Genomic DNA, 18,766 nt, shown 5'->3' on the forward strand with positions numbered 1-18,766 from the left:
CTGATTTAAATTTTAAACCGGCATTCAAGATAAACACACGAACTTTCGACTTGGATCGAAACCCACCATCCCCAAAATTTAGCTCATACAAGGATGGGTAGAGGCGCTAGCCGAAACCCATCAAAAACACCATCGACTACGCCAAATCCAATTCAGTATAGATGCCGCCCGCCCAATTTGCCGGGAGAATGCCGCGTTTGACGAAATCATGAAATGAAGAATGTCGTATCTGATTTATCGGGGCATTTCGTTTGATGGGTTTCACTTCGCTCTACCCATCCTACTGTCGGCAATTGACTCGCCCCCGGTCATTGGATAAGCCCTGTCGGTTGTCTCCTATCAGTCGAAACCCGCCATCCCCAAAATTCAGCGCGGCTCTATAACGACATCGGCGTAACTCACCGTTTATGTTACTCCTCCCGGTCCACCAAGCTCGGGCAGGCGGTAGCAGTATAGGCGGGTGCGGCGAGGATCGGCGAGTTCGACGACGGTTTCTGGCGGCCAATCCGGAATCGGGAACGATGAGGAAACGAACAGGCTGCCGGGGCGCATTTCGGCGCGGACTTTGCCGCCGATTTGGATCATCACGGCCGGGGACAGAAAGGCGTAACCCAAGTCGTATTCGGCCAAGGATTGTTGCCAGAGATTGCAACGTTGGACCGCGACATTGGACTGATGTCGGCAGCGCCAGCGGGCCAGCAGCCAGGGCAGTGGCGCTCGCTCCCAGGCGGCAATCCTCAGTTTGGGACACTGCCGCGCCAGCGGCAGCGCGACGCTACCGACGCCCGCGCCGATTTCGACGCAGGTTTTCGCCCCCTCTGTTTTTGCAATGTCCGCCAGCGCCAGCGCCACGGCCGGCGAGGACAAGAACAGCGGCACGTCGCCGCGAAACGTCCCCCAAAACACCAGCAGCATGACCAAAAATCCGGCCAAGTACCAGACCGGCGACAATTGTAGAGTCGTAGCGAGTACCAGCGCCGGCAGGAAGACCAAATGGATAGGCAACCACCACTTGGGTTGGCGAAGCAGGCGGGAGAATAGCCCGGCGGCGCCGGCCTGGATCAGTAACAGCCAGCCTAGCGGTTGCGGCCAATAGCGATTTAACGAAGCGGTCAGGACGAGTGCGGCGGCTTGGCAGGCCAGAGCTTTGAGCCATTGCATTGCGACCTACTTCAGCCGGATTTCGCGTGGAAAGTCAGGACGGGAACGACGCTTTGTCGAAATTGGGTGTTGTTCTTCGGCACGAAGCTTCATTTTCCGGGGCGATGCAGCGGCGTCATAACGGGTGGCCCTAAAAATCCGTTGCAATACACGGTTCGGCGCCGGAACGTCTTCGATCCCGGCTGAAGTCGCTTCGCCCCTCTTTTCATACTTCGGGACGAAAATCCGTTCGGCCGTCAGGAAGTCGGCCCGATCTTGGTATTTTGCTGTATCGCCGGAGATACATTTTGCAAGGCCGGCAGGTCCTCCGCGCCGTCGTGCAGCACCTGGTTTTCGGTCTTCTTGTTCATAACGATGATCGAAATACGCCGATTCATCGGATCGGTCGGGTCTTGCACGTTGTAGGAAATACTCGATGCCAGCCCCACCACCCGCAGTACCTTCTCCTCGCCCAGCCCCCCTTGGGTCAGCTCCCGGCGCGCCACGTTGGCCCGATCGCTGGACAGCTCCCAGTTGGAATAGCCGCTCCGGTTGCTGGGAAACGGCAAGGCGTCGGTGTGACCGTTGATCGTCACCTTATTGGGCAGTTCGTTGATCACCGGCGCCAATTCGCGCAGGATGGCCTGAGCATAGGTTTCAATCCCGGAACTGGCCAGCTTGAACATCGGCCGGTTTTGGGCATCGATGATCTGGATTTTCAGGCCTTCCGGCGTGGTTTCCAGTTTGATTTGATCCTTGTATTCGGCCAGTTTGGCGTTGGCATCCAGCATGGATTCGATTTTTTCCTGCAATTTTTCCAGCTTTTGCTTTTCCTGTTCCTCGGCCAGTTTTTCGATGTCCTCGGGCGAAGGCGGCGCCGGCGGTGGCGGCTTGTCCTCGCCCATGTGAACCTGACCGACATCCTTGGAGGCCAAATCCGAGCCGCCGGCCTTGATGATGTTGGCGCGGTCGCCGACGCCGGAACCGCTCATCGCCACGCCGAACGGGTTTTGGAAATACTCGGAAATCCCTTTCTTGGTGGCTTCGTCGGTCGAACCCAGCAACCACATCAACAAGAAAAACGCCATCATCGCCGTCACGAAGTCGGCATAGGCGATTTTCCAGGCGCCGCCGTGGTGGCCGCCGTGACCGCCTTTCTTGACCTTCTTGATGATTATCGGTTGTTCGGCCATCGCGGATTACCCTTTACTTGCCGGCTTTCAAGGCCGCTTCGAGTTCGGCAAAGTCGGGCCGAGAGTGGTGCGGAATCGTGGTCCGCATAAATTCGACGGTCATGGCCGGCGACGTGCCTTTCGCGCAATTCAGCAAGCCCTTCTGGGTGCATTTGTAGGCATTGCTCTCTTCTTCCAGGCGGGCTTCCATGACCGACGCCACCGGGCCGATAAAGCCGTAAGACACCAAGATACCGAGAAAGGTACCGACCAAGGCCGCCGCGATCAATTTACCCAGCTCGGCCGGCGGAATACCGACCGACTCCATCGTATGCACCACCCCCATCACCGCCGCGACGATACCGAAGGCCGGCATGCCGTCGCCGACTTTTTGGACGGCCTTGATCGGTTCGTTGCCTTCGGCATGATGGACTTCGATCTCGGCATCCATGATGTCCTCGAGCTGATTGACGTCGACGCCGGTCAGGATCAAGCGCAGTTTGTCGCAAATGAATTCCATCAAATGATGGTCGTGGACGATTTTTTCGCCGAAGATCGAGCTGCCTTCCGGATCGTCCACGACTTTTTCCAGGGATAACAAGCCTTCCTTACGGGCTTTTTGACTCAGCGCGTTAAAGCTCATCAGCAGCTCCATGTAATATTCCTTGGTATAGGTGCTGCCCTTCAAGGTGGCGGTACCGCCGGCCATGGCCGCCTTGCTGACCGTCAGCGAGTTGCTGGCCAGGAAGGCGCCAAACGCCGAACCGACGATGATCAACACCTCGACCGGCTGCCACAGCACCCCGAGATGTCCGCCGGCCATCAAGAAACCACCCAGTACGCAGCCCAGGATGATTACATAACCAATGATTACGAACATTGTTGCCCCTAAAAGTTAACTAGAACATTCAAGCGATGGATTTTGCCGGCTACGCGTTGGCCTCGCCCCGCTAAACCGATGGCGCCGGCAGCGGTTCGACCGGTTTCAACACCAATTTGCTGAGGGCCGGCAACACCACGAAGGTGCAGGTCATGATCCAAAAAATGCCTATCGTGATGACCAAACCCATGCTGGCGATGCCTTGATGCGGCGAAAACGCCAGACCGATGAAGCTGGAAATCGTCGTCAACGCACCGTAGAACATGCCGCGGGCGGTACTGGACTGATAAATGTTTTGCTCCTCGGACAAGGAGTGGTGCAGTTTCTCGACCATGTGTATTCCGTTATCGACACCCAAGCCCATTAATAAAGGCAGCGCGATGATATTGGCGAAGTTGATCGGCGTGCCGGTAAACACGGTGGTCGCCATCGTGAACAAGCCGGCCAAGACCAGCGGCGCCATGACCAGCAGCGTATCGACGATGCTGCGCCGAATAAACAATAGCAGCAACGCGATGGCGGTCAATGCGATGATGATGGCTTCCTGGAACGAAGCGATCACGGCCTTCATCGACTCCCAATACATCACCGGCAGGTCGGTGGCGTCGGGCGCGACGGCCTGCACGTCGGTGATAAAGGTTTGCAAAGCGTCGAGATCGTTCAAGTCTTCCTTCGGGAAAATCTGAATCCGGTACAGCCCATCCTTGCTCAGCCAGCGTTCGCCGATTTCCGGCGGAATGCTGGCCATCGTCACCGATTCGGCGTGAAAGCCGGTCAGCAACTGGTTCATCACGGTCGGCAAGGTCCCCAGCAGCGATGTCTGAATTTTTTCGATAAACACGCCCCGATCGGGCTGCAAGCGGGCATCCAGCTCGACCAACACGTCTTGCAACTCGCTTTTAAAGGTTTTTAGCGACTCGATTTCGGCGGGTTTGGTCTTCTTCGGCAAATTGGCGTCGATCGCCGCAATCATTCGCTTGATGGCCGGCAGCGGATCGGAGCCGACTTTCAATTGCGGAAAAGATTGGCTTTGCGGCCCCAAGGTCAGCACCATGTCGTCGATGATCGCCAATTTATCGTCCTGATCCTCCGGCACGAAATCGAACAGACTGACGGTCTTGTCGACGGTTTTCAGCGCGGTCAATTTCTTTTGCATGTCGCGGGCCTCGGCTTCGTTCTTGGCCAGCACGGTCAGCGTCATCGGCGAGGTATCGCGCTCCTTCATCAAATCCTTAAAGGCGATGACCGATTCGGTATTCGGGTCGCGCAAATTCAAGGGATTGAAATCGGTCTGCACCTGGAAGACGAAATAAATCGCGGCCGCCGCCAGAACCAGCGTCGCGAACGCGATAGGCTTGGCGTAATGCAGCGTAAAGGTTGCCAAGCTGGCGGACAGCTTGGAGGCGCCGGGTTGTTCGCCGTGCAGATCGTGGAACGGCGGCGCCGGAATGACTTTCAGCAAGACCGGCAAGACCGTCAGCGTCACGAACAAACAGATGAACAAACTGGTACCGGCCAACAAACCCAATTCCGAGATGCCTTGGTAGTCGGTCGGAATAAAGGCGTACAAACCGATCGAGGTCGTGCCGGCGCACAGCATCAGCGACGGACTGGTCGCCAGCAGCGCCGAGCGTATCGCCTGGGTCTTGTCCTTGCCGTGCAGGTCCAGATTGTCGCGGTAGCGCAGGCAGAAATGGATCGCGTATTCAACGCCCAAGCCGATGTTCGACACCGCGAAGGCCACCGAAATCAGGTTGAGTTGCTTGACCGCGACCGACGCGAACAATCCGCAAAACACCATGCCCAAGGCCAGCGTCGCCAGCGTCGCCAACATCAGCAGCCAGGAGCGGTAAGCCACCAGCAAGATGCCGCACACCAACACCACCGAGAAGATGCTGGCCGTGAACGTGCCTTCGCTCATGCCGGCCATTTCGTCGTGTTCCAGGCCGACTTCGCCGGTGATCCAAACCTTGACCTTGGGCAGATTGGGGTCCTGGATCTTGTCTACCGCCCGGCGTATCGTGTTGATGGCCGGCTCGACCGGCAGAATCTGGCTGAAATCGAATTTAGGCGTAACGAAGATGAAGGCCTTGTCCGATTGCTCTTCGCTGATCTTGTTTTCGGCGATCAATTTTTGCCAGGACAGCAGGTCGGTTTCGCCGTTCAGGGTTTTGTGCAGAGAGTTGCTGACCTTGTCGATCAATGAAACCAGGTCGATGGGCACTTCCTCGGTCTTGGTTTCGGCGTTCAGCGCGTCCTCGAAAATCGAGAAAAACCCGGTCAGGCTGGGATCGGTGGAAATTCGGCCGATGAAGGGCTGGGCCTGGGCCAAGGTGACCGAAAAATCCTGTAGCTTGTCGGTATCCAGATAGAGCAAGCCGTTGCGTTGGAAAAACGCGTTTTCGTCGGGCCGGTAAACCTTGGTGAAATGCTCGGTGTCGGACCGCAATTGACGCGCCAAACGCGCGGCGGCGGCCTTGGTCAATTCCGGGCTGGTGGACTCGACCACCAGCAGCATCGTATGAATTTCCTGACCGAAGGCCTTCTCGAAATTGCGGCGATTTTGCTGAAACCGCGACTCCGGCGCGATCAACTCGGCGGTATCGGTATTCACGCTCAAATGCGTGCTGGTGTATTCGATCGCGCAATAGGCCAACAGCACCGCCACCGTCAACAGCAGCCCCGGCGAATACATCAGCCAATTGCCCCAGCGGAACACCGCGTTGCGCAAACCTTGTTCCCAGTTCATATTCAAGCGCTCACCACGGTTTCGATCAGGTACAAGGTATAACCGACGTAAACGGCCAGCAACAAGCCGCCCTCGACCCGGTTGATACGACCCGAGCCGCGTTTGCCGGCGTAACCGAGCGCGAACAGCGACAACGTTAGCAAAGCCATGACCGGCCAATCGCGATTGACGATTTCGACCGGAATCGCCATCGGATGAATCGCGCCGGCCAAGCCGACCACGGCCAGGGTATTGAACAAGTTGGACCCTATGATGTTGCCGACCGCCAAGTCGTGCTCGCCCTTGCGAGCCGCGACGATAGACGAGGCCAACTCCGGCAGCGAAGTGCCGACCGCGACGATGGTCAAGCCGATAATCAAATCGCTGACGCCCAAATCGTGGGCGATCGACACCGCGCCCCACACCAGCAAGCGCGAACTGATCACCAACAAAATCAAACCGCTGACCAACCAAATCATGGCTTGAGCAAACGACATCCGGTGTTCGTCCAACTCGTCTTCGATTTCGCTTTCCAACACATCGGCCTGCCGGGATGGGTCCTTGGCGCTTTGCCACACCATCCAGCCCATCACCGCCGCGAATACCGCCAATTCCAGGAAGGCATCGCTACGCGACATGTCGCCGTCGTAAAGCTGGCCGAACGCAAACAAGGTCACGCAGAACAGAATCGGCAATTCCTTCTTGATGATTTGCGACTGAACCACGATGGGACTGATCAACGCGGTCACGCCCAAAATCAACGCAATGTTGGTGATGTTGGAACCGTAGGCGTTACCCAGCGCGATGCCCGGATTGCCTTGCAAGGCCGATAAGGCCGACACGCTCAGTTCCGGCGCCGAGGTGCCGAAGCCGATAACGACCATGCCGATCAGCAACGGCGACATGCCCCAAAACCTCGCCAGCGCCGCCGCGCCTTCCACGAACAAATCGGCGCTCCAAACCAATACGATCAGCCCGATGACTATCATCAACAACGGCAAAGCCATAAACTACCCTTATAAAGCAAACATTAAAACCAAGGACACGACCGATCAATCGACGGTCCAGTTGACCCAGCCGCCATAGGCGGTGGCGATGACGACGATACCGAACACGATCCGGTACCAAGCGAAAATGATGAAATCGTGGTGACTGATGTAACGCAGCAAGCCCTTCACCGCCAGCAGGGCGCTGAAAAACGCCGCGATCATGCCGACGCCGATCAAGGCCACGTCGCCGTCGGTTTTCAGCAAGTCGCGAAATTTGTAGAGTTTGTAGGCGCTGGCCGCGGTCAAGGTCGGAATCGCCAGAAAAAACGAAAACTCGGTCGCCGCCTTGCGCGACAAACCGAACAACAAACCGCCGATAATGGTCGCGCCGGACCGGGATGTGCCGGGAATCAACGCAAAGGCTTGGGCCAAACCCAGCTTCAACGCATCCAGCGGCCTAAGCTCGTCGACGCTCTCGACCCTCACCTTATGTTCGCGCTTCTCGGCCCAAATGATGACCAGGGCGCCGACGATAAAGGCCAACGCCACCGGCACCGGCCGGAACAACACCGCCTCGATTTGCTTGCCGAACAACAAGCCCAGCACCGCCAGCGGCATAAAGGCGATCGCCAGGTTCAACACGAATTTCTGCGAAGTTCGCTCGGTCGCCAGACCGGCGAATACCGAAACGATCTTAGCTCGATATTCCCAGCAAATGGCCAGGATGGCGCCCACCTGAATCACGATCGTGAACAGTTTGGCCTTGTCGTCGTTAAAGTCCAGCAGATCGCCGGCCAAAATCAAATGGCCGGTACTGGAAATCGGTAGAAATTCGGTCAACCCTTCGACGACGCCGAGAATCAGGGATTTGATGAGCAGGGTAATGTCCATGGTTTAATCAGGCTCCGCGCCTTGTCGACGCTAGAAAGGCTATCAGCATGTGGAAGGGATGTATCGAAAGACGACAAACGACTTTAAAAAAGCCACGCAAATGCGGCGGAATTATAGTCGAAAACTCCGCGGCGAGTCAGCACGGCTGCTCCGCCGCGCCGGCCGTGCGTTTCCAGATTTGGCGACCCGGTGGACCCGAGCGGCGAATTCGCGGTGCCGCGACTTTGCGCGGCGCCCGCCGATCTGCCAGAATGCGGCGTCGGCCGCTTCCGAGGCAATCCATGAACGCTACCCGCGAATACCCGCCGCTGATCGCCGCCTTGCTGAATCCGGCGATGTACCCGCATCCGGTCAAACGGGTAGCGATTCTGGAAACCCATATCTCGTGGGTCGTTCTGGCCGGGCGCTACGCCTATAAAATCAAGAAGCCGGTCGATTTCGGATTCTTGAATTTCACCGACTTGGCGCAACGCGAGTTTTTCTGCCGAGAAGAGTTGCGCCTGAACCGACGCCTGGCGAAATCGCTTTACTTGGACGTGGTGACGCTGGGCGGCACGCCGGGAAACCCCGGCTTTGGCCTGAGCCCAACGGTGGAATACGCGGTAAAGATGCGCCGCTTCGGCACCGGCAGACTATTGGATGAGTTGCTGAATCAAAATCGGCTCACGCCGACGCACATCGATCATCTAGCCGACATCATCGCCCAATTCCACGACGGCCTGCCGCCCGCGCCGGCAACATCCGCATTCGGCACGCCGGACGCCGTCGCCGGGCCAGCCCGGCAGAATTTCCAACAGTTGGCCGAAACGGCGGCGGGCCGGGAATTCGCCGATCTAACCCAGCTGGCGGCCGCCAGCGCGGCCGAATTCGCCGCCGACGCCGCGCTGTGGCCGCGCCGCCGCCAAGCCGGCCGGATTCGCGAATGTCACGGCGACCTGCATCTGGGCAATATCGTGTTGCTGCGCGACCGGCCGGTCGCCTTCGACGGCATTGAATTCGCCCCCGAACTGCGCTGGATAGACACGATCAACGACAGCGCGTTTTTGGTTATGGACTTGCTGCATCGCGGCCGCGCCGATCTGGCCTACCGGTTTCTGAACCGCTACCTGGAAACCGGCGGCGATTACCCCGGCTTGGCCGTGCTGCGTTTTTACTTAAGCTACCGGGCCACGGTGCGCGCCAAAATCGCCGCGTTCCGCGCAGAACCAAGCGGCGACCCGATCCACCAGTCCGAATGCCACGCCTACCTTAAGTTGGCCGAAGCCAGTCTGCGGCGGCGGCGGCCGGTACTGCTGATCACGCACGGCCTGCCGGGCTGCGGTAAGACCGCGATTTCGCAGCTGTTACTGGAAGGTTTCGGCCTGATCCGGCTGCGGTCCGATGTCGAGCGCAAACGCCTGTTCGGCTTAAGTCCCACCCAGGCCAGCGGTTCCGGGCTCGACGCCGGCCTGTACGCGGCCGAAGCCGGCCGGCAAACATACGTCAAACTTGCCGACACGGCCGGCGCGTTGCTGCGGCTGGGCTACCCGGTCATCGTCGACGCCGCATTTTTGAAACTGGAGCAACGCCGAGCGTTTCGCGATCTGGCCGCCGAACTCGGCGCCGCCTTCATGATCGTTGCGGTGACGGCGGAAACCAGCCTGGCGCGCAGCCGCATCGAACGGCGCCTGACAACAGGCGGCGACGCTTCCGAAGCCGATCCGACGGTGCTGGCCCATCTCAGCGCCTCCGCCGAGGCCCTGACCGACACCGAGCTCGAACATACGCTGGTCTGCCGCAACGACACCACCCCACCACAGCTCCCCGAAACCTTATCCGCCAGGCTGCGGACTTTACTGAACCCGGAGGCGACCCAACCATGAAAGCCATGATTTTCGACCGTCCCGGCCTGCCGCTCCGGGCCGCCGAGCGGGATATTCCGGAATGCGGCGCCGAACAAGTGTTATTGAAAGTCAGCGCTTGCGGCGTTTGCCGCACCGATCTGCATATCGTCGACGGCGAACTGACCGAGCCGAAACCGGGATTGATCCCCGGCCACGAAATCGTCGGCCGGGTCGTTGCCAAGGGCGCCAGCGTAGAACGTTTCGCGATCGGCCAGCGCCTGGGCGTGCCGTGGCTGGGCCAGACCTGCGGCCACTGTCGGTATTGCCTCGGCGGACGGGAAAATCTGTGCGACCAGGCTCGCTTCACCGGATACACACTGGACGGCGGCTATGCGCAATACGCGGTGGCCGACCAGCATTATTGCTTCGCGCTGCCGGACGATTACAGCGACGCCGAAGCCGCGCCGTTGTTGTGCGCCGGCTTGATCGGTTACCGGGCGCTGGTCGCGGCCGGCGATGCCGAAACGGTCGGCATTTACGGCTTCGGAGCCGCCGCCCACATCATCAGCCAGGTGATGGTCTGGCAGGGCCGCAGCTTGTTTGCGTTCACCAAGCCCGGCGACGACGCGGGCCAGCGCTTTGCCCGGCAATTGGGCGCGTCCTGGACCGGCGACTCGAATAGCGCGCCGCCGCGCGCCATGGACGCGGCCATCCTGTTCGCGCCGGTCGGCGCGTTACTACCACAAGCCCTGGCACATACGGTCAAGGGCGGCCGGGTGGTTTGCGCGGGCATCCATATGAGCGAGATCCCGGCGTTTCCGTATTCGATCTTGTGGGGCGAACGCAGCATTCAGTCGATCGCCAACCTGACCCGCCAGGACGGCGAGGCATTTTTCGAGATCGCGCCGCGCGCCGGCGTACGCACCAGCGTGGAAACCTTTGCGCTCGGCGATGCGAACCTAGCGTTGGCTAGCTTGAGAGCCGGATGCATTCAAGGCGCGGCGGTATTGACGATGCCGGATTGAACCGTTTCAACCAATCACGGCCTATAAACCAGCTATTCCCGACTTCGCCGAAATTTTCGTTTGGCGCTTGGCTAAGCGCGATTTCCGGGTAAATTAGCGGCCGGATAACCGCATTTCCTAGCAAGGGCCAACTTTGCTAAAATCACGCTCCCGCCTTCACGATAATAACTATTACTATTCAAGAGCCATGAACAAAAAGAAAATCATCATTTTCGCCGCCTGCCTCGCGGGCTTGCTGGCGATCCAAATCAAATTCTTCCTGCCCTTTATGTACGATATCGCCGCATCCGACCTGTTCTTGGTCGAAAGCAAGGACGCCGCCAACCCGATGCCGGTCAGCAACGATATGACCGCGGTAGCCTTTGCGCACTGCAACAACTACATCAAGGCCGACGCGGACGAAGATCAGAATTTTAATTTCGCCGGCCAACCCACCAACGTCTGGAGCTTGGGCAATTACGAATACATCGTCAACGCCGATGTCGAGATCAGCGGCAAGGACACCGCTCCGGTACTGCGTCACTACGCTTGCCGCATTCAATACACCAAGGGCGACGATACCTCCGACGCGGCCGACATCGAAAACTGGTCCTTGGACGGCATCAGCGGCTTGAAGGACTAAAACGTCGGTCTGGCCGCAATCCCCCCGCTTTAACCGTTTGCCCGACATTAAACCGGGCGAACGGTTGTTCAAGCTCCCCAACGACGGCGTTCGCCGTCAATCGATCCGCTTTAAGCCGACCCGCATCCGCCGATAGCTAAGCGGATAGTCGGAAATTACGTCGGCCCTTGCCAAAACGGCCGTCCGGCCGGTTCGACCGGAACAGTCCGCATAACCGACGAATAGAGACAGCGGCTCCGCTAACCGAAGTAGGCGGCGCTTAAACTGCTGCCGCCACTTGGAATCTCGGCTTAAGCCTTATTCAACGGCGGCTACCATCCGTGTCAACGAAACGGGTTCCCCAACCATCCCCAGCCGAATCCGCAAGACTCGACCGAGCGGCCGGGACCCGCTAAAAGTTGATCGTGATGGTGCCGCGTACCATGCGCGGCTCGACCGGATGCTTCAAAATGCCGGTGCCCGGATTATTGTAGGGATAGTTGTAATCGTAGGCGTAGGCGATGTCGTTGCTTTGCGAGCCGAGCAGGTTGAACACGTCGATTTCCAATTTATATTGCTTGCGCTTGATACCGGCGCCGAGATTGACGATGTTGGTATCGCCGGCCCAAAAGGTGCCGGACTCGTCCAGCGGTACGTGGCCGAAGTGGCGGAAGCGAAGCGTGCCGAACAAGCCGGTGCTGCCGGTCGGATCTTCGACGGTAATCCCGGTGCTAATCACCCGGCCAACCGAGTTGGGGACGAAGTTGTCGGTCGCGCCGTCCGGCCGCTCGGCGAAACGGGCCGTGGTCAACGCATAGTCGGCGTCCAGCGTCAGCCAATCGGTCGGCTTGTAGTAGTTGGTCCACTCGATACCATAGCGGTGCGACTTGCCGTTGACCTCGGTAGTGCCTTCGTCGCCGACGAACACCAGCTCCTGGCTGGACTCCAGCCACCACAACGCGAAGGTGCTGTTCAAGCCGGGAATGAAATTGCTGCGGATGCCGGCCTCGCCGCCGCGCGACCACGCCGCCGGCGTAATCCGCGCCGAGGAACCCGATAGCAAGGCGCCGCTGGTCGGCTCGTAATTGAGCGTCGTGCCTCTGGCATCGTTGGAATGGTAGCCGTAACCGATATTGAAGAAATACTCAGTGTTGTACCAGGGACCGATCACCAAGCTGAGTTTCGGGCTGATCATCGCCTTGCCGCGACTGCCGGAGTTGGCGGCGGCCACGTTGGCCGAACCGCTGCCGGTATCCAACACCTCGACGTCGTTATTGATGAAATCGCCGCGCAGGCCGGCAATCGTTCGCACTTTATCGTGCCAGTGGGTCGTGTTCTTGAAATAAGTGCCTATCGTGGTCACGCCGACATTACTTTTGCTGACGGTATTGACGATTTGGCGCGCTTCGGTTTCGTACAAGCCCAGGCCCATGATCTGATCGTTACGGAATTGCAAGCCGACGCTGTTATCCATATCGAAGCCGAACCATTTGTTGTAACGGGTATGTTCGAAATGACCGCCGGTCTGCACCCGGCGCTCGGTTTGCAGGATTTGATCGCCGCCGGGACCGCGTGTGAAACCGCTGAAGTTGGAATACAAATTCAAGTCGGTGTACAACACGTACAGATTGGCATCGTTTTTCCAGTCGCTGCCTTGGTTCCAAAAACTGCTGGAAACGCTGTAACGGTTGGTTTCGCCGCCGTCGGTCGGGTCCATGCTGCCGTAGAGTCCGATGCCGCCGTTGTCGACCGCCGCCTGCGGAATCTGGTTGGTCGCGGTCCAACTGTTCGAATACGCCTTGGCGTTCAAGGCCAGCCCCCAATCTTCGCCGCCCAATGAATAGCGCAGTTGGCCGTTGAATTTCTTGGAATCTTCCGGCACCTGCCAGACGCCGTTGTAAAGGTTGAACTCGCCGGCATACAGCAAGTCGCCGTCGCCCAGCTTCATCGAGTCGGCGACCAAGGTCCGATAGTAATCGTACTGGCCGGCGGTGAATTTCAATATGCCTTGCGACAATTTATCCATCGTGTACATCTTGGCGTAACCGGCCGCCGAGAAGTCGCCGACTTCCGCGTAGTAAGGCCCCTTGCCGTATTCGACTTTCTTAACCAACTCGGGAATGATGCTGTTGATGTCCATATAGCCCTGACCGTGGGCGTGGGTGGTCATGTTCATCGGGATACCGTCCACATAGGTCGTGAAGTCGGTGCCGTGGTCCAGGTTGAATCCGCGCAGAAAATATTGATTGGCCTTACCGGAACCGCTGTGCTGGGTGGCGACCGCCCCGGGTATGACTTCGACCAGCTCGCCGTTACGGGACAACGGACGATGCTCGAATTGTTTTTGGCTGACCTCGCCCTGCGAGGCCGATCCGGCAATGCCGATCAAATCCTTGGCGCGGCCGGGTTCCTCGACCTCGACGGCTTCCATCTCTTCAATCTTCTCCTGTTTGGCCTTGGCTTTGCGTTTGGCCGGCTCGGCGCGCGCCGGCACAGCCTCAGCGGTTTGCACGGTCTGGTCCGGTTCCGCCGCGAAGCCGAGCTCGGCAAGACCCAATCCTAAAACCAACTCCAGTCCGATGGCCAAACGGGTTGTTCCTAATTTTCTGTTGTAACACTTCATGTCAGCTCCGTGCATATTGCCGAGAATGTAGATTTGACGCCGGCCAATCCTGACCGGCGCGATGGGTGGCGCATGGCGCCAATGATTGCGAATGCTTCATCGTCTTCCTCAAGTGTCGAAAATTTCGTTATTTTTATGGTTTTGGTGTTGACCTTGGCCGGAACCGGCCAGAGTTTGGCTAACGCGAGCGGCGACTTGTCGAAAATGAGCCGGCGCGAACGAAACTGGGAAACCATCGATACGACGCGCTTCGGGACTACGAGAAGCTAGGTCCGGCGCGGTCGCGAAACGCAGCGATGGGACAGGCAGGAGATCGACAGGGCGATACCGGCTATCGGAAAATGTTACGAAGGTAAGGCCGCCGGATACGGCAAGCATTGCGCGAAAACAGTGGTTTTCGGCGGGAAAAAGCGGGAAGGTATCTAACGGGGCAAAAACGAAGCGAGCGGAAACGACGGGCAAGGCAGGCGGCGAAGTCAGGCCGACGCCGTTACTCAGCAGCGATTTGCCTGGCGTGTGATTAATGCTCGGAAAAAAATGCTTGAAGCGGATATGAGCGGAACCGCCGTCGTCCGGCGCAATCAGGGCTAAACCCGATTCGGGCCGCCCGCCACCGTCGGCGGTTTCGGCTAATCCGCGACGGAGTTCGCAATCCGCCACCGCTTGAGCCATGCCGCGCCGCGCCGATGCCGACACCGCCTCCGACACGCGTTCGACCGATTGCCAAGCCGGGAGATGCCCGGCCTCGAAGCCCTCGATTGCCAAGCTTTCGGCCGCGAAAGCAGGCGGTGCGGCTTTTGCGAGCGCTATGTTCGAGAAACAGGCCGTCAGCAGAAAGGCAGCAACCAGCACCGCCAGCTTGGCGACCAGGAAGCCGGCGCCGTGCAGCAGCAGGGTCGCCAACATGAAACCTGCGGTATAGGACAATAAGCTTGCCGAAGCCGAAATTTCCTGGCCGTGCGCAAGCCCGTGGAAAAAAGCGAAAAACGCCACGATGGCCAGATTGACAGTCGTGCCGTAACTGACCCGCCGCCCAATCAACACCGCAAATACCCCGCAGGACAGCAAAATCAGCCCTTCCATGCTGGGAATCGCCAACCCGGCCGCGCCGGCCAAACCGCCTAAACTCATCACGCCGACGAAGGCCAGCGGCAACATCCAGACGGCGCGGCCGCGTAGTTGCGCGGCCCAGACACCGACGGCCAGCATCGTCACCAAATGATCCCAACCCTTCCAGGGGTGGTTGAAGCCGCTGCTCCAGCCGCCGATGTCGGCGCCGGCGAATGGCCCCGCCCAAAACCCCAAGCCCACCGCCGACAACAAGCCCAACGCCAACCAACGCGCGAGCACGGGTCGCTGACGATAGGCGGCGGTTATGCGAGTAGTGGGCGACATCGGAGATACTCTGGGAGTGGTTAGGGCTTAAAAAATATTTGTAGGATGAATTGACAATCTATCATACGGCAGATCATACTGCTTTCCGAATATGAATTTTAAAAAAAACATCCTATCGCTACGGTAATCGAATGTTGCTGCTCGATTTACGCGCCACCAAAACTGTATCGCCTTCAACTATGCGGATGGAAATGGGTGTGGGTTTGCCCGTGATGGCTATGTTGATGCTGCACGGCCGCCAGTTTGACCGGCACCAAGTTCAGCGCGCTATGCCTAACGCCGGTTTCGGCGGAAAGTTTGTCGGCGAAACTGCGGATGCGCTGGGTCAAGCCGCGCAAAAACAAAGTCTCCAGGCAATCGTCGTGGTCCAGATGGACGTGCATCGACGACACCACCAAATCGTGGGCCTCGTGTTGATGACTGGTCAGGCGTTCGGACAAATTCCGCTCGTGATGGTTGTAAACGTAGGAAAGCGTCGCGATGCTGTAGATGGCTTCGTCTTCGATCAGGCGCTTGGTTTCGATTTCCTTGCGCAACAAATCACGCACGGCTTCCGAGCGGTTGGAGTAACCCCGAGCGCTTATCCATTGGTCGAATTCAACGGCCAATTCGTCGCTCAAAGAAATGGTAAATCGTTCCAAGACCGGCTCCTGTCGTTATTGTTATCGGAAACGCCCGATTATAACCCAAGCCGACCGGCGCCCGATCTGCAACCGGAAACACGCCGGCCTTGTCTCGTCAACGGAGCCTGAATGTCCTCCGGCCCCTACACTCACGATCATTTCAGCAAGATCTTGATTCGCGGCCAGGCGGCGATTGCACTGCTATTGCTGCTGCTACTGCCCGCCGCCAACTTTTTTTATCCCACCGCTTACAGCCTGAAGGCCGGCCTGCACGGCGTCTGCGCGATATTGGCAGTCGTCGCCGGCACCTATCTGACCCACCGCGCGCTGCCGCTGGTCCGAGGACTGCCTGTCGATCAGACCTCGCTGCGGTATTGGCTGCTGACCGCGACACTGCTAAATCTGGCAGGCGCGATTAGCGGCAACTGGATCTACATGCGCTATCGCGGCCAGCACGGTCCGCGCGACTGGATATTGCAACAGGTGCCGGCCTTCCACAACGTGTTGATGGAATTCAAGGAATTCGTTTCGCTGTTTCCATTTCCGCTAATGTTGTCGGCCACCTTTCTGTTGTATTACTACGGCCTGCCGAACGCGCTACGCCGCGACGTCGCCCGCTTTGTCGGCGTGACGATCTTGGTGTCCTGGAGTTTTCTGCTGCTGGGTTTCGCGGCCGGCCTAATCCTGGCGAAACTCCGCTTCGTTTGACCTTTACGAGCCGACCATGACAGACTCCACCGAAAACCGAACCTCATATTCCGGCCCGGCCGTCGCCGCCAGCCTGTCCTTGCTGCTGGCTTTTTTAACCTTGATGATCACCCACCACATCTCGCGCCTGACGCCAACGCTGGATAAATGGGTGCACGGTTACGGCTACTGGATACCCGGCTCTCGCGGCAGCGGACCGGACGGCAGTATAGGCTCCTATTCCGGCAAGGAAACCCTGGCCCTCGGGGTCTGGCTAGGCAGCTGGCTGATTCTGCATTTTCTGTGGCGCAGACAGGACCTCGCCCTGCAAGCGTGGACGCGCCTGTTCGTAATTGGCTTGGCCATGATCACCCTCGGCTTCTTTCATCCGCTCGCCGATCCCATCGTGTTGTTTATCGCCAGCTGGTTCGGCCTTCCTTAACCGCCATGCGGACAAAACTCATGCTTCGCTACACGCTTGCCGCCATCCTCGGCCTAGCAATCAATACCGCCAGCCAGGCCGAAGGTATCCTGCTGAAATCCGATCCCAAGAACGGCGCCGAAATCGGCGAGTTCGACGGCACCGTCAAATTTTGGTTTAGCGGCAATGTTGGCGGTCGCTCGCCCTCGGTCGTTGTCGTCGATAGCAACGGCCAGCGGGTCGACAACGGCGATGCCCGCTTGGTTCTCGGCGAACGGCATCGATTAACCGCCACCACCAAGCCCTTGCCGCCCGGCCCTTACGCGATGCGTTATCGGGTGATTACCGAAGACGGCCTGATCGTCAGCGGCGTGTCGAAATTCGTGATCGCCGCAACCCCATCCGCCCCGGAGAAACATCCATGAATCGCGCTCGACTGATTTTCGGTCTCATCCTGTGCGCGGGCGGCATCGAACAAGCCGCGGCGTCGGTGCCGCTCGGCGGCAACCGCAAGGGTGCCGGCGGCAGTTACGACCTGTACGGCTGCATGCTCAGCAACGATTACTACGTCGTCAATTTTGCCGCCTATCAGTTCGACCCGACCCAGGCCAAGGACAGCAAGGCCTTACCTCAAGCTGAATGCGTGGACATTCCGGCGACCGGCAAGACCCAGCTCAGCGTCGACTTGCTAGACCTGGACGTCCGCAAGAAACCGGTAGCCTTGAAAATTCTACGCGAGGACGGCCAAATCATCGCCGAGCTACCAATGACGGTCGCCAAGCAAGGCGTGCTGACCACCACCGTGGATTTCAAAACCCCCGGCAAATACCAAGCGATACTCAGTGTCGACGACACCGATCTAAATACCGCGCCCGAGGTCGGCGCGCTGCACATGCCGCTGACGGTCGGACTAGCCGTGGAAAGCACCGGCCCCGCTAGCCGCCTATCCGTTCTGATCGGCGCCGTCGGCATAGCCATTGCCGGCGCGGCCTATTTTGTGCCGCGCCTATTAAAACCTCGTCCGGCCGATTCGACCGGCTGACCCGCACTCATCATCCGGCCGACAAGGGTACCGCGAAAACCCGCTACGGCAGGGACATCCACCGCTTATCCAACCGTCACAGGAATCGACGATGAAAACCCTGATTTTTCCACTGAGCTTGGTCGCCGCCTCGGCCTTGCTGGTCGGCTGCGCCCATCGCCACGACGAACAGAGCTCCGAGCAAATCCAACAAAACTTCGTACCCGGCCTCGGCGAATTCATGGCCCAGACCGCCGCCCGCCACGCCAAACTCTGGTTTGCCGGCCAAGCCCGAAACTGGCCGCTGGCCGCCTACGAAGTGGAGGAACTGCACGAAGGTTTGGAAGATGCCGGCCGCTATCACCCGAGCCACAAACAGATCAAGGAGCCGATTCCAAGCCTGATTGCCGCGCATATGGATCAACCGTTAGCCAAACTGGAGCAGGCTATCGCCGCGCGGGACCCGCAAGCATTTATCGAAAATTACGATAAGCTGACCGAAGCCTGTAATAGCTGCCACCGGCAAACCGAGTTCGGTTTCAACGTGGTCGTCCGTTCCACAAGCAATCCGTTTACCAATCAGGCGTTCGGCACGTCCGAGTAATGACGAAGGTGGCGCCCTGCGTGGCGCTATCCCCCAAACGCTTTCTACCTCAAACCTGCCCGTTCAAGACAAGAATGCTAATCTCCGCCGGGCCCGGCAACACCTAAACAATAAAAAGCCGTCAGTCCAACGGACTTGACGGC

General features: G+C 58.6%; 17 protein-coding genes. 8 read left to right on the top strand and 9 right to left on the bottom strand.

Annotated features, from left to right (window positions below):
• Window positions 1–405 precede the first annotated feature (405 nt).
• The 6 genes from A1355_RS19190 to A1355_RS19215 form a co-directional block, all read right to left on the bottom strand.
• Window positions 406–1,161 (bottom strand): hypothetical protein, encoded by a 756-nt coding sequence (locus A1355_RS19190; protein ID WP_064030894.1) that lies wholly within the window; start codon window positions 1,159–1,161, stop codon window positions 406–408.
• A 236-nt stretch (window positions 1,162–1,397) separates the two neighbouring features.
• Window positions 1,398–2,333 (bottom strand): flagellar motor protein MotB, encoded by a 936-nt coding sequence (gene motB, locus A1355_RS19195; protein ID WP_064030895.1) that lies wholly within the window; start codon window positions 2,331–2,333, stop codon window positions 1,398–1,400.
• Window positions 2,334–2,346: 13 nt separating this feature from the next.
• Entirely contained in the window at window positions 2,347–3,192 is an 846-nt protein-coding gene (motA, locus tag A1355_RS19200; protein WP_064030896.1) for a flagellar motor stator protein MotA, read from the bottom strand.
• Between the two features lie 70 nt (window positions 3,193–3,262).
• A complete protein-coding gene (locus A1355_RS19205; RefSeq protein WP_064030897.1) occupies window positions 3,263–5,941 on the bottom strand; it encodes an MMPL family transporter in 2,679 nt (892 codons plus the stop codon).
• Window positions 5,942–5,943: 2 nt separating this feature from the next.
• A complete protein-coding gene (locus A1355_RS19210; RefSeq protein ID WP_064030898.1) occupies window positions 5,944–6,927 on the bottom strand; it encodes a calcium/sodium antiporter in 984 nt (327 codons plus the stop codon).
• A gap of 45 nt (window positions 6,928–6,972) precedes the next feature.
• On the bottom strand, window positions 6,973–7,800 hold the full coding sequence (locus A1355_RS19215; protein ID WP_064030899.1) for an undecaprenyl-diphosphate phosphatase: 828 nt from the start codon (window positions 7,798–7,800) through the stop codon (window positions 6,973–6,975).
• A 281-nt stretch (window positions 7,801–8,081) separates the two neighbouring features.
• Here A1355_RS19215 and A1355_RS19220 point away from each other — a divergent pair, with 281 nt between their 5' ends.
• The 3 genes from A1355_RS19220 (at window position 8,082) to A1355_RS19230 (ending at window position 11,270) form a co-directional block, all read left to right on the top strand.
• Complete coding sequence (locus A1355_RS19220) at window positions 8,082–9,662, top strand: AAA family ATPase (protein WP_064030900.1); 1,581 nt, start codon at window positions 8,082–8,084, stop codon at window positions 9,660–9,662.
• Window positions 9,659–10,648, top strand: coding sequence for a zinc-dependent alcohol dehydrogenase family protein (locus A1355_RS19225; protein WP_064030901.1), 990 nt, complete (start codon window positions 9,659–9,661; stop codon window positions 10,646–10,648). Before A1355_RS19220 ends, A1355_RS19225 begins: the two co-directional genes overlap by 4 nt.
• A 187-nt stretch (window positions 10,649–10,835) precedes the next feature.
• Window positions 10,836–11,270 carry a hypothetical protein gene (locus A1355_RS19230; RefSeq protein ID WP_064030902.1) on the top strand — a complete coding sequence of 145 codons (435 nt, stop codon included), beginning with the start codon at window positions 10,836–10,838 and terminating at the stop codon, window positions 11,268–11,270.
• 391 nt (window positions 11,271–11,661) lie between these two features.
• On the opposite strand, the gene A1355_RS19235 is transcribed toward A1355_RS19230, so the two are convergent.
• The 3 genes from A1355_RS19235 to nikR form a co-directional block, all read right to left on the bottom strand.
• Entirely contained in the window at window positions 11,662–13,836 is a 2,175-nt protein-coding gene (locus A1355_RS19235; RefSeq protein ID WP_231883728.1) for a TonB-dependent receptor, read from the bottom strand.
• A 144-nt stretch (window positions 13,837–13,980) separates the two neighbouring features.
• On the bottom strand, window positions 13,981–15,267 hold the full coding sequence (locus A1355_RS19240; protein WP_064030904.1) for a HupE/UreJ family protein: 1,287 nt from the start codon (window positions 15,265–15,267) through the stop codon (window positions 13,981–13,983).
• A gap of 173 nt (window positions 15,268–15,440) precedes the next feature.
• Window positions 15,441–15,908 (bottom strand): nickel-responsive transcriptional regulator NikR, encoded by a 468-nt coding sequence (gene nikR / locus A1355_RS19245; RefSeq protein WP_064030905.1) that lies wholly within the window; start codon window positions 15,906–15,908, stop codon window positions 15,441–15,443.
• A 111-nt stretch (window positions 15,909–16,019) separates the two neighbouring features.
• On the opposite strand from nikR, the gene A1355_RS19250 reads away from it, so the two are divergent.
• From A1355_RS19250 to A1355_RS19270, 5 genes are all read left to right on the top strand, one after another.
• Window positions 16,020–16,598, top strand: a complete 579-nt coding sequence (locus A1355_RS19250; RefSeq protein ID WP_064030906.1) for a hypothetical protein — start codon at window positions 16,020–16,022, stop codon at window positions 16,596–16,598.
• 16 nt (window positions 16,599–16,614) lie between these two features.
• A complete protein-coding gene (locus tag A1355_RS19255) occupies window positions 16,615–17,019 on the top strand; it encodes a hypothetical protein (RefSeq protein ID WP_064030907.1) in 405 nt (134 codons plus the stop codon).
• A gap of 20 nt (window positions 17,020–17,039) precedes the next feature.
• Window positions 17,040–17,423 carry a copper resistance CopC family protein gene (locus A1355_RS19260; RefSeq protein WP_231883729.1) on the top strand — a complete coding sequence of 128 codons (384 nt, stop codon included), beginning with the start codon at window positions 17,040–17,042 and terminating at the stop codon, window positions 17,421–17,423.
• Window positions 17,420–18,040 carry a hypothetical protein gene (locus A1355_RS19265; RefSeq protein ID WP_064030909.1) on the top strand — a complete coding sequence of 207 codons (621 nt, stop codon included), beginning with the start codon at window positions 17,420–17,422 and terminating at the stop codon, window positions 18,038–18,040. The genes A1355_RS19260 and A1355_RS19265 overlap by 4 nt, the downstream gene beginning before the upstream one ends.
• Before the next feature lie 91 nt (window positions 18,041–18,131).
• Window positions 18,132–18,623 (top strand): hypothetical protein, encoded by a 492-nt coding sequence (locus A1355_RS19270; protein ID WP_064030910.1) that lies wholly within the window; start codon window positions 18,132–18,134, stop codon window positions 18,621–18,623.
• Window positions 18,624–18,766 lie beyond the last annotated feature (143 nt).

Origin of the sequence: Methylomonas koyamae (assembly GCF_001644025.1) — a bacterium.
GTDB classification, from domain to species: Bacteria; Pseudomonadota; Gammaproteobacteria; order Methylococcales; family Methylomonadaceae; genus Methylomonas; species Methylomonas koyamae_A.